Here is a 12,165-nt window from a genome sequence, read left to right on the forward strand (position 1 = left end):
TCCACAAAGAACAATGGACCATCACCACCACCCCCGGCACACCGGCCTTCATCCCCCCACCCCACATCGACCCCACCCAAACACCCCAACAAAACCACTACTTCAAACCACCCCCGCCACCCCACCCTCGGCAATAATGAAGGCTGGCTGGAAAGACGTTGCTTGAGGCACTGCTTCGGCCATTCGGTGCGCACTTTGAGGCCTGGCAAGATCTGCCAACACGCGCACTTTCAGGAACGGCAGCTGGAGGGGTAGCAGGAACGGCCGCTAGCAGGTTTCACAAACGGCAGCGATAGGTGGGCGCGGCCCACGGAAAGCCACTGCCTTACGCCGCGCCCACACCTTGGGCCGGCAGGCGTCCGACGACCACCGTCCCGTCCAGTTCTTCCGACCGCACAGTACGAACCGCGAACCCGGCTGCGGCCAGGATGCCGGAGGTCCCGGCTGCCTGCTGCTCACTGGTCTCGATCAGCAGATGACCGTGGGGAGCCAGCCAGTGAACGCCTTCGGCGGCGACCAGTCGGTGGAAGTCAAGGCCATCAGGGCCTCCGTCGAGCGAGGCAGCGGGTTCGTACAGGCGGGCTTCCGGTGGCATGGTGCGGATTGCCCGCGTAGGGACGTACGGAGCATTGACCGCGAGCACCCGGACCCGGCCGGGCAGCGCGGCCGGGAGGGCTGCGAACAGGTCACCCGCATGGACATGGCCGCCCAGGGGTTCCAGGTTCCGCCGGGCACACCTTACGGCAGCAGGCTCGATATCCGCTGCATGCAGCTCCACCTGCGGCACATGGCGAAGGATGGCCGTTCCCACGGCCCCGGATCCACAGCAGAGATCCACCACCACCGGAGGCGCCGGCAGCGCGGCATCCGCCGGGAGGGCCAGGGCCTCCTCCGCCAGCAGGTCCAGGGCCTCGTTGACCAGGAGTTCCGTGCGTCGCCGCGGCACGAAAACGCCGGGCTCAACCACCACGCGGCCGCCGGCAAATTCAGCCCAGCCCAGGATGTGCTCCAGGGGGACGCCTTCCACCCGCTGCTGGATATTGCGTGACAGTTCCGCAGGGCCGGCGCCCTCAGCGAGGAGGAGCCGGGCCTCATCTTCGGCGAAAACACAGCCTGCGGAACGCAACAGGGAGACGATCTGGTCATAGCCCAGCTGCGGGGACTGGCCGTGAACAGCTGGCAACCCACGAGGACGCTGAACGCCGCCCTCGCGCCAGCCCACGGACACCTCCACGCGGGCTAGGCCCAGGTCTCCGAAGGGCCCCGGGTGGGGAAAATCGACATAGCTGCAGCCATAACCGCGCCCGCCTCCCTTCTGCCACTGCCGGAAATCCCATGCTAATCGGCGGCCCGGGGTACGGGAATAGGGGCGAAAGCTTGGCAGGATTGGACCATGACCAACGGCGCAGCCATCAACAATGCAGCCATTAACAATCAGGCCAGCAACATCCTGTGGATCGGCACGTATACCCCCGACGGCGGCGGCCGTGCGGACGGCATCGGCGCTGTCCGCGAGCACCAGGACGGCAGCCTGGAATGGTTGGGAACGGCTGTCGAGGCTCAATCGCCGTCGTTCGTTGCTGTACACCCGGCCCTTCCTGTGGTGTACGCGGCGGCTGAGCAGCGCAGGAAGGTCCGGGCCTACCGCCGGCACGGCGAGGCCGCCCTGGAACCCTACGGGGAACCGCAGCCGGCCGGTGAGGCCACCTGCCATGTTGCCGTTGACCCGCACGGCCGCTTTGTCACGGCCGCGTGCTGGGGCGACGGGCAGGTCCTCCTCTACGAGCTGGATTCCGACGGCGGCATGGCCGGGCGGTTCCCCGCCGCACCGTCGGTTGATCCCCACGCGGCCCTTTCTCCCGGCAGCCCGCGGCAAAGCCGCGCCCACGCCAGCCTGATGCTCCAGGACGGCCGCGTGATGACCACAGACCTGGGCCATGACACCCTCCGCATCTGGACCTACCAGCCGGGCGCCGGGCTGGTGGCGGACCACGAGGTGGTCCTCCCCTTCGGCTGCGGCCCGCGGCACCTGGTGGGGCACCCGAACGGGAACGTCTTCATCGTGTCGGAGTACTCCGTGGAAGTCTTTGTGGTCCGTCCCGAGGCCGGCACCTACGAGCTGGTATTCCGCGGACCTGCAACAGCGGGAGGAAGCCAGCAAGGCGACTCCGCCGCCGAGATCTGCCTGGGCCCGCGGGGGAACTTCGCCTATGCCGGCGTGCGCGGCTCCAACCTCATCAGCGTCCTGGAGGTTGCCGGGGATGGCACCGAACTGGTCCCCGTCAAGGACTTTGACAGCGGCGGGAACTGGCCGCGCCACCACGTGGTCCGCGGAAACTGGCTCCATGTGGCGCACGAACGATCACACAACATCGCGACCTTTGAACTGGATCCCATCACCGGCCTTCCCGGACGGGTGCTGCACACCCTGCATGCAGCCTCGCCCACCGCGCTGGTAGCCGCCGGCTAGCACTGCAGGTCCCGGCGGAAAGTTACCGCGCCAGCGCGCTCCCTAAACACTGGAGTAATTCAGTGCAAGCGCTTACAGTTGTGACTTGGTTCACAAGACAGCATGCTGTCCTTCGAACCCTCCTGCCGCATCCCCATGTCAACGGCAAGCCTGTACAGCAGCGCTGCTTCCCAGGAAGGTCTCACCCTTGTTATTCCGCACCCCTCCCGGCGCGCCCCCACGCGCCCACCTGCCGGCAGGTCCGGCGGGGACACCGCATCCCCCAGCCACCCGGCCACCCGGGAAACGCTTTGCTGTCCGGTCCGCCGCCGGCCTCCTGGCGGCCGCCGTGGCCGTCTCCGCAGCAGTCCTCCCGGCCCAGGCCGCCCCCAACGGTCCCGGCTCCAACGGTCCCGGTTCCAACGGCCCCGCCAGCAGGAACCAGGGAGCCGCGCCCGCCCTGCATTCGCTGCGTGGTCCCGTGACGGATGAAAACTTCTACTTCGTCATGGCGGACCGGTTCAGCAACGGCAGTACCGCCAACGACCAGGGCGGCCTTGGCCCCGATCCCATGGTCTCCGGCTTCGACCCCACGAAAAAAGGCTTCTACAACGGCGGCGATCTGGCAGGCCTCCGGAACAAGATCGACTACATCCAGGGCCTGGGCACCACGTCGATCTGGCTGACCCCCAGCTTCAAGAACAAGGCAGTCCAGCCGGAGGACAAGTCAGCCGGCTACCACGGCTACTGGGTCACCGACTTCACCCAAATCGATCCGCACCTGGGAACCAATGACGAACTCAAGGCCCTGATCGACGAGGCCCACGCACGCGGCATGAAGGTCTACTTCGACATCATCACCAACCACACCGCTGACGTCATCGGCTACCAGGAGGGCGACCGCAAGGGCTACGTGTCCAAGGACGCCGCCCCATACAAGACGGCCTCCGGCGAACCCTTCGATGACCGCGACTACGCCGGCACCGGGACCTTCCCCCAGTTGGACGCGAACACCTCATTCCCTTACAAGCCCGTCCTGGCACCCGGCGAAGAAAACCTCAAAGTGCCGGCCTGGCTGAACGACTCCACCCTGTACCACAACCGGGGCGACACCACCTTTACCGGCGAGGACTCCATGTACGGGGACTTCTTCGGCCTCGATGACCTGTTCACCGAAAACCCCAAAGTAGTGCACGGCATGGAGGACATCTATAAGTCCTGGATCGGCGACTTCGGCGTGGACGGCTTCCGGATCGACACCATGAAGCATGTCAACAACGAATTCTGGCAGGAATTCGGCCCCAACGTCCTCAGCTATGCCAAAGAGCACGGCAAGGACGAGTTCTTCATGTTCGGCGAGGTCTTCGACACCACCAAGAGCTTCACGTCCCAGTTCACCACCCGCAACAAGATGCAGGCAGTCCTGGACTTCCCCTTCCAGGATGCGGCCCGCAACTTCGCGTCCAGGAGCCAGGACGCCAAGGCGCTGCAAACCTTCTTCGCCGGGGACGACTGGTACACCGACGCCGACTCCAACGTCTACGAACTGCCCACCTTCCTGGGCAACCACGACATGGGCCGCATCGGCAGCTTCATCAGCCAGGACAACCCGGCCGCCAGCGACTCCGAGAAGGTGGCCCGGGACGAACTGGCCCACGAGCTGATGTACTTCTCCCGCGGCAACCCGGTGGTGTACTACGGCGACGAACAGGGCTTCACCGGCCCCGGCGGTGACCAGGACGCGCGCCAGACGCTCTTCGCCAGCAAGGTGCCGGACTACCTCGACGACGACCTGCTGGGCACCGACGCCACCCACGCCACGGACAACTTCAACCCCGGCCATCCGCTCTACGCCAAAATCCGTGAGCTGGCTGCCCTCACCAAGGAGCACCCCGCACTGCGGAACGGCGCCCACCAGCACCGCTACGCCTCGGACGGCCCCGGCATCTACGCCTTCTCCCGCACGGACGCCCAGGACCAGCGCGAATACGTGGTGGCCCTGAACAACAGCGCCCAGCCGCAGACGGCCGAAGTCCCCACCTACATTGCCAAGCGCAGCTACACGCGCATCTACGGGCAAGGGGCCGACGAAGCCAAAACCTCGGAGGACGCCAAGCTGACGGTCACTGTGCCGCCGCTCTCCGCCGTCGTCTACGAATCCTCGGGGCGGATCCCGCACTCAAAGGCTGCACCCGCCATCGCCCTCCAGCAGCCGGCCGCAGCCCCAAGCGACAACGGGCGCATCAACGTGACGGCCGACGTCGACGGTACTTCGTTCTACGAGGTCACCTTCGAGGCCCGCACGGCAGGCGGCCAGTGGCAGCCGATCGGCACGGACGACACCGCCCCGTACCAGGTGTTCCATGACGTCGCGGCCCTGGACGCAGGGACGCCCCTGGAGTACCGCGCCACGGTGCTGGACAACGGCGGCTACACCGCCACCAGCCAGAGCCGCCAAGCCAGCGTCCCCGCCCCGGTCCTGACCCTGCAGAAGCCGGCCGAAGGCAGCAGCGTGGAAGGAAAGGTGGAACTTAGCGCCACCGCCGATCCGGAGAAGGCCAGCTACGCAGTGTCCTTTGAGCGCAGCGTGAACGGCGGAGACTGGACGGCGGTGGGCACGGATTCGTCGTCGCCCGTGTACTCGGCAGCCGATGATGTCTCCACGCTGGCCGACGGCACGAAAGTCCAGTACCGGGCCGTCATGGCCGGCACGGGCTTCAGCGTCACCAGCGGCACCAGGACCGTCACGGTCGGCCAGGCACCGCAACCCGATTCGGTGACGGTGGCCGGATCACTGAACCAGGCGATGGGCTGTACGGCGCAGTGGGATCCCACGTGCCAGCAGGCCAAAATGGTCCTGGACCCGGCGGACCGCATCTGGCGGCTGACCGCCGACCTGCCGGCCGGGAAGTACGAGTACAAGGCCGCGCTCAACGGCGGCTGGGATGAAAACTACGGTGCGGACGGCCAGCTGAATGGCCAAAACATCGTGCTGGACCACCCCGGCGGACCGGTCACCTTCCGCTACGACAACAGCACGCACCTGCTCAGCGCCGCATACGCGTCCCAGCAGCCGTCCGCCGTGGCGGCGGCGGGAAGCATGGACAGCGAGCTGGGCTGCGCCACCGACTGGGAGCCGGCCTGCCAGCAGGCCCAGCTGGTCCTGGACCCGGCAGACCTCGTCTGGAAGCTCACCGTGCCTGACCTGCCGGCGGGGAGCTACGAGTTCAAGGCTGCCCTCAACAAGTCGTGGGACGTCAGTTACGGGGCCGGCGGGGCAACGCCCGGGGCCAACATCGTGTTTGAGCACGACGGCGGCCCGGTCACCTTCCGGTACGACCACTTCACCCACGTGATCACCGCAGGCTAGGCCGGCGGAACAAGCACCAGGGCCCCGCCGCTTGAGGAAGCGACGGGGCCCTGGTGCTTAATCAGCCGATCGGGACCCGTGCAGGGATCCCTCCACGGCGGCGAGCAGCCCGTTGAACCGCTTGTTGCCGGGAAGGTCGTCCAGGTAAACCGGCCTGCCGTCCGGGCCGCCCAGGGGCACCTGCCAGTTGGGGTACAGGGCTTCGGTGGTGCCGGGCTGGTTCTGGAGCCGCCGCTCCCCCACCGCATCCACCAACGCCACACCTAGCAACACCGACGGCGACTGGGCCAGCAGGAGGTGCAGCGCCTCGATGGTGTGCTCCTCCGCCGACTGCTGGCCCGGCCCGGCGGCAGTCACCTCCGAGAGGTAGCCGCGTTCGCGCAGCAGGGCGAACATTTTCTCCAGTGACGCGTTGTGCTTGGCCCGCTCTTCCTCTTCGGACCGCTCCAGCAGCCCCAGCCGGCTCCGCAGCCCCACATGGTCGCCGGCAAGGTACCCGGCCGTGGGCGGAAGGTCGTGGGTGTTCACGCTGGCGAGCGCCTGCGTGCGGTACTTTTCCGGCGCAAGGGGCGAATCGCCGTCGTACTCAAACCACAGGATGGACGTGCCCAGGATGCCGCGGGCCGCGAGGTAGTCACGCACCCAGGGCTCGAAGGTGCCCAGGTCCTCGCCGATCACCACGGCACCGGCGCGGTGCGCCTCGAGGGCCAGGATGCCGATCAGGGCCTCGTGGTCGTAGCGGACGTAGGCACCGTCCCCCGGCGCATTTCCGATCGGGATCCACCACAGCCGGAACAGACCCAGGATGTGGTCCACGCGGATGCCGCCGGCGTGGCGCAGCACGTTGGCCAGCATGTTGCGGAACGGTTCGTAGCCGGCTTCGGCCAGGCGGGCGGGGTGCCATGGCGGCTGGCCCCAGTCCTGGCCCTGCTGGTTGTACATGTCCGGCGGCGCGCCCACGCTGGTGTTTGGGGCCAGCACACGGCCCAGGGTCCACGCGTCGGCACTGTTGTGGTCCACGCCGACTGCGAGGTCGTGCACCACGCCCAGCCGCATGCCGGAGCGGAGGGCCGCCTGCTGGGCGTTTTCCAGCTGCTCATCGCAGATCCACTGCAGCCAGCGGTGGAACCCGATCCGGTCCGCCAGCTTCTCCCGCAGCGCCTCCGCCTCCGGGGTTCCGATGGCGCACGCCGGATCCACCCACAACGGATCACCGGGGGCCAGGTCCTCGCGGATGGCGGACCAGAGCGCAAAATCGTCCAGGCCGCTGCCGGAGATGCGGCAGAACTCCTCGAAGGCGGCTTGCCGGGAAGGTGAACGCCGCGTGTGGTAGAGCATCTCCAGTGCCTGCAGCTTGGCCGCGTAGACGGCGTCCCGGTCCAGCCGCACACCGTCCCTGTTCAGGCCGGCCACTTCCTCGTGCAGCTTTTCCAGCGCCGCCCGTTTCCGGGGCCGGAGGTACGCCAGCTCGGGGATGGCCTCGATGCGGATGTACAGGGGGTTGAAGAACCGGCGGGTGGACGGCGAGTAGGGCGAGGGCTGGACGGGCGGGACCGGCTCCGCCGCGTGCAGCGGGTTGACCAGCACATAGTCGGCCCCGCGTGCACCGCTGATGGCCGCCAGGTCCGCCAGGTCCGCGAAGTCGCCGATGCCCCATGACCGCTTGGACCGGACCGAATACAGTTGCGTGGCCAGCCCCCAGCCGCGGCGCTCCTCCAGCGGCTTTGCCGTGGCCAGCCGGGCCGGTGTGACCACCAGGACAGCGCTGGCCGTGGCGCCTTCCGACTCCGCATGCAGGGTGTGCCAGCCCAACGGCAGGTCCTCGGGAAGGGAGAACGTGGCACGTCCGGTGGAGACGCCGTCCACCTCCCGGGGCTGGATCCAGATGTCCTGCTGGACCGCCTCCCGGGATCCGGCTCCCCCTTCAAGGGCGATGGTGAGGCTCGCGGTGGCACCGTCCCGCACATGGACCGGCACCTGCGCCGGTTCACCCTGTTTGATGACGACGGCGGCCGGCAGCATCCGTCGCCAGGGCGCCAGTTCCACCTCCGCGAGGGCTGCCTCGATGTGCTGGTTGGTGTGCGCCTCGACTCCGAGCGCTGCCAGCACCTTGATCAGGGTTGCTTCGGCAACGGAATGCGGAAGCCCGTCCCAGCCCTGGAAGGACGTGCCCACGCCATGCGCGTCGGCCAGCCGCTGCAGCAGGTGCGGATCCACCGGCCCCGGGGCAGCGGCAGGAGGGCCTGCCGGCCTCGTTGGCCGTGCTGCGTGCTGCTGGTCTGAAGCCGTCATGGGTGTCCGCCTCGTCTGTGATGGTCCCGGAACTTGCAGTGCTGCCTGTCGTGCCGGGCGCTCACACCCCCGTGCACAACCGTTGGTTCAGATTATTGCAGGGCGGCGCAGAGGCGAAACCCAGGCGACATGCAGCCGGGCGGGGAAAAGTTGGAGGGTGGATCCGGCCGGCTACGGATCGAAGTGCGTGGTCACCGGCCCGTCGCTGACCCGGCCAAGGACTTCAGCGGCCAGGTCCCGCAGCTTCTGGTTCCGGTGGCTGGACGCTTTCGTGAGCAAGGCCATGGCTTCATCCTGGGTACACCGGTTCTGCGCCATGATCACCCCGCAGGCAAGGTCGATCGTGGTGCGGTTCGCCATGGCGGCCTTCAGGTCATCCGCCAGGTTCTGTGCGTCCGCGATCCGCAGGGCCAGCCTCAGCGCCCGGCCGGCAAGGTCCGCAAATCCCTCCGCCGTGCGGATGACGTTGGGGGCAAAGACATCAGGCTCCGCGGCGAAGAAGTTCAGCGCGGCTGCCTGGTTCCGGTCCAGTGCCAAGGGCACGCCCAGCACGCTGCGGCAGCCGTTTTCTGCCAGCACCTTCTGGTAGTCGGGCCAGCGGGTATCGGTGTGGACGTCGGAGAGGACCATGGGCTGCATTGCGTCCAGGGATGCGATGCACGGCCCCTCCCCGAGGACCTGTTCCAGCTTGTCCAGCACGGCGGCCCGTTCGCTGCTGCCGGCAATGGTCGCGCTGCGCTTGCGGCGGCGGAGCGTGACCCCGCATTCGATGAAGACACCCGCCGCATCGCTGAGCGTTGACGCGGCCACAACGGAAAGCTCGGACAGGAAGTCAGCGACGTTGCTGCTGCCGATGATGAGGTCGTGCAACTGGACGAACTGTTCATCGCTGCTGAGGATGCCCATGCCCTCAATATAGGCGTAATTCGCTCCTCTTTGCGCGCCACAAAACGTCATCCCCGCTGCGCCGGTTACTCCATGCGACGAAAAGAGAAGGACTGCAACGGAAATCTGCGGCCGCCTGCCTGATCTGTGTAGCGTCGTGACAATCCAGGGCACGGCAACTGAATGGAGGAGACCGGAGATGAGCCTGAGCGAACTGCGGGTGTTCGGACGGTCGGGAACCCCCATCAGTCCCCTCACCCTGGGGACCATGAACTTCGGCGAGGGGACCGGCAACGGCCAGGGTGCACCCACCGGCGCTGACGAGAGCATCCGCATCATCCACGCGGCACTGGACGCCGGCATCACAGCGGTTGATACCGCCGACGTCTACTCGCAGGGCGAATCGGAGCAGGTGGTGGGCCGCGCACTCCGGGGACGCCGGGACGACGTCTTCCTGGCCACCAAGTTCCACGGCCAGATGAGCCCCAACCCCGCGCATTCCGGGAACTCCCGGCGCTGGATCACGCAGGCGGTGGAGGGCAGCCTGCGCCGGCTGCAGACGGACCGGATCGACCTCTACCAGGCGCACCGGCCGGACTACAACACCGACGTCCTGGAAACTATCACCACCCTGAACGACCTCATCCGCCAGGGCAAGATCCTGTACTACGGCACCTCCGTGTTCACGCCGGCGCAGCTGGTGGAGGCACAGTGGCTGGCCACCACCAACCACCTGATCCCGCCGCTGGGAAACCAGGTTCCGTATTCCATGCTGGTCCGCGGCAATGAACGCGACGTGCTGCCGATTGCCCAGCAGTACGGCCTGGGTGTCCTTGCCTACGGCCCCCTGGCGGGCGGCTGGCTTTCCGGCAGCTTCGTGCTGGAATCGGGCAAGCCGCCCACCCGCGTCCATACGCTTCCCGGCCGGTACGACCTGTCCGGACCGTCCAGTGAGCGGAAGCTGCTCGCCGCAGACTCATTGGCCCGCCTGGCGGACAAGCTGGAGCTGTCCCTGGTGGACCTGGCCGTGGGATTCGCCCTGACCCACCCCGCCATCAGCAGCGTGATCATCGGCCCCCGCAGCGAAGAACACCTTCAGGTGTACCTCCGCGCGGCCGACGTCCAGCTGGGCGAGGCAGTGCTGGACGCCATTGACGACCTGGTGCCCCCGGGCACCAACTTCGTGGAACGGGATGCAGGCGCCATTGTGCCGTCCATCGAGTTCGCCGAATTACGACGACGGTAGCCGGCTTCTGCGGGCCACCCCGCCCCCGCGCCTATCATGGCTTCGATGAAGGACCTGTTCACCGTAGGTCACGGCACCGCTTCCCAGGAGGACTTCGCCGGGTTGCTCCGCAGCGCCGGGGTGACGTCCCTGGTGGATGTCCGGATCGGGCCGGGCAGCCGCAAGTACCCGCATTTCGGCAAGGACCGTTTGGCCCTGTGGCTTCCGGAGGCGGGTATCGGCTACCGCTGGGAGAAGCGGCTGGGCGGGTTCCGCAAGCTGCTCCCGGATTCTCCGGATACGGCCCTCCGCAACGAGTCGTTCCGCGCCTACGCAGGCTATATGCGCAGTGAAGACTTCCTGGCGGCAGCCGCAGAACTGGTGGCAGGCTCCCAGGCAACAACCACCGCCATCATGTGCAGCGAAACCCTGTGGTGGCGCTGCCACCGCCGCCTCATCGCGGACCACTGCGTCCTGCTGGCGGGCCTGCCCGTTGAACACCTGATGCCGCCGGCCAAGGCAGTTCCGCATGTTCCCACCAAAGGCGTACGGGTAACGGAAAATGAGCTGCGCTATGACGTCCTGGAGTGACGGCCGTGCAGCGCCACTGGACCTATTGACTAACCGGTAGAAGGCTCCTACGGTCGATACCGTTACCGCCTCCCAGGGAAAACAGGGGCCCGCCATGCCAATGTCCGATGAGGAGCGACGCCTGCTCAAGGAGCTCGAACTGGGGCTGATCGCGGACGATCCCCACCTGGCCATGGAACTGTTGTCCGGCTATCCGGCGCGGCGTTTCCCCGCAGGCCTGTTCCCGGGGATGCTGGCGGCCCTGATCGGCGTGATGCTCATCCTGGCAGGGGCCGGAGTCCCTGCACCGGGTGCGGTGGTGCTGGGGATTTTACTGCTGGGCCTGGGCGCCTGCCTGCTCCTGGGTCCCACGGTGCTGGCCCGGAGCGCGGGGCGGCAGCACACCGGCTGATCCTGCGGCAGGCTGTTCTTTCGCCCCCGGCTGTGCCGCTGCAGGTGATGATGCCGGACGGGTGCGTGGGGTCAGGATGAACAGGCTGGCCAGGACGACGGCGGCGCCAAGCCAGCCGAGTGCCGGGAGCCTTTCGCCCACCACCAGAACGGCCAGGACAGCAGCCACCACGGTTTCCAGCAGGGAGATGCTGGTGGCGGTGCTTGCCCCCACGCGGGCCAGGCCCCAGCCGAATAGGACATACCCGGCGAACATCGGCACTACAGCCATGTAGGCCCCCACGCCCGCGTTGCCCCAGGACTCCAGCAGCGGGCCGCCCGTCACCGCGAGGACAGGCATCAGGAGGAGTCCGCCCAGCCCGAAGATGCTGCCCATGGCGGCCCTGGCCGTGACCCCGGTGCCCGCCAGGCGGTGCGCCGCCCAGGAATACAGGGCATAGGTGGCGCCGGCCAGCAGCCCAAGGAGGATTCCCGCCGTCGGACTCCAAGCCGTGGCCTCCCCCGTAGCAGCCGGCGCAGCCGGGACCGGTGGTGACCCTGCGGCGGCATGCCCTGCAAAGGAGAGCATGGCGGCGCCGCCGACTCCCAGCAGGGCCCCAAGAATCCATCGCCTGCTCAGCGGTTTCCTGTCCGCGAAGCGTTCGATGAGGGCTGCCGCCACGGGGGCCGAGCCGATGGAGACGACGGTTCCCACGGCTACGCCGGAGAGATGCATGGAGCTGTAGAAGGCCAGGGGGTAGGTGGCAACGGCCGCGGCACCGAGCAAGACCAGGCGCCACCGTGCGAGCAGGCTGCCCGCCTGGCGGCCGATGTGCCGCGCTGCGAAGAGTGCCTGCAGCAGGCCGCCCAGTCCCATTGCCACGGCGCCAATGGCCAGCGGGCTCACGCCCGGGGCGAAGGTGGCTGCGGTCCCTGTGGTGCCCCAGAGGACGGAGGCAGCCACGACGGACATCGCTCCCCAGC

Annotated in this window: 9 protein-coding genes; 5 read left to right on the forward strand and 4 right to left on the reverse strand. The window is 67.6% G+C overall.

From position 1 onward, the window contains the following. Nucleotides 1-325 precede the first annotated feature (325 nt). Nucleotides 326-1,183 carry a putative protein N(5)-glutamine methyltransferase gene (locus tag PUN51_RS19090; RefSeq protein WP_275182159.1) on the reverse strand — a complete coding sequence of 286 codons (858 nt, stop codon included), beginning with the start codon at nt 1,181-1,183 and terminating at the stop codon, nt 326-328. 210 nt (nt 1,184-1,393) lie between these two features. Between PUN51_RS19090 and PUN51_RS19095 the strand changes: the two genes are divergently transcribed. Continuing rightward, the gene (locus PUN51_RS19095; RefSeq protein WP_275182160.1) at nt 1,394-2,470 is read left to right on the forward strand and encodes a lactonase family protein; all 1,077 of its coding nucleotides are present in this window, start codon (nt 1,394-1,396) and stop codon (nt 2,468-2,470) included. A gap of 187 nt (nt 2,471-2,657) precedes the next feature. Further along, nucleotides 2,658-5,819, forward strand: a complete 3,162-nt coding sequence (locus tag PUN51_RS19100) for an alpha-amylase family glycosyl hydrolase (protein ID WP_277999706.1) — start codon at nt 2,658-2,660, stop codon at nt 5,817-5,819. 57 nt (nt 5,820-5,876) lie between these two features. On the opposite strand, the gene malQ is transcribed toward PUN51_RS19100, so the two are convergent. Next, complete coding sequence (malQ, locus tag PUN51_RS19105; protein WP_275182162.1) at nt 5,877-8,111, reverse strand: 4-alpha-glucanotransferase; 2,235 nt, start codon at nt 8,109-8,111, stop codon at nt 5,877-5,879. A gap of 171 nt (nt 8,112-8,282) precedes the next feature. After that, nucleotides 8,283-9,017 carry a GAF and ANTAR domain-containing protein gene (locus tag PUN51_RS19110; RefSeq protein ID WP_159633931.1) on the reverse strand — a complete coding sequence of 245 codons (735 nt, stop codon included), beginning with the start codon at nt 9,015-9,017 and terminating at the stop codon, nt 8,283-8,285. Between the two features lie 178 nt (nt 9,018-9,195). Here PUN51_RS19110 and PUN51_RS19115 point away from each other — a divergent pair, with 178 nt between their 5' ends. From PUN51_RS19115 to PUN51_RS19125, 3 genes are all read left to right on the forward strand, one after another. Beyond that, nucleotides 9,196-10,242, forward strand: a complete 1,047-nt coding sequence (locus tag PUN51_RS19115; protein WP_224024463.1) for an aldo/keto reductase — start codon at nt 9,196-9,198, stop codon at nt 10,240-10,242. A 45-nt stretch (nt 10,243-10,287) separates the two neighbouring features. Then, nucleotides 10,288-10,812, forward strand: coding sequence for a DUF488 domain-containing protein (locus PUN51_RS19120; RefSeq protein ID WP_224024461.1), 525 nt, complete (start codon nt 10,288-10,290; stop codon nt 10,810-10,812). 94 nt (nt 10,813-10,906) lie between these two features. After that, nucleotides 10,907-11,203, forward strand: coding sequence for a DUF3040 domain-containing protein (locus PUN51_RS19125; RefSeq protein WP_275182163.1), 297 nt, complete (start codon nt 10,907-10,909; stop codon nt 11,201-11,203). Here PUN51_RS19125 and PUN51_RS19130 read toward each other — a convergent pair. Continuing rightward, entirely contained in the window at nt 11,123-12,154 is a 1,032-nt protein-coding gene (locus PUN51_RS19130) for a DMT family transporter (protein WP_224027261.1), read from the reverse strand. The two genes, PUN51_RS19125 and PUN51_RS19130, sit on opposite strands and share 81 nt — an antisense overlap. Nucleotides 12,155-12,165 lie beyond the last annotated feature (11 nt).

This window comes from Arthrobacter sp. NQ4 (assembly GCF_029077345.1).
GTDB lineage: Bacteria > Actinomycetota > Actinomycetes > Actinomycetales > Micrococcaceae > Arthrobacter.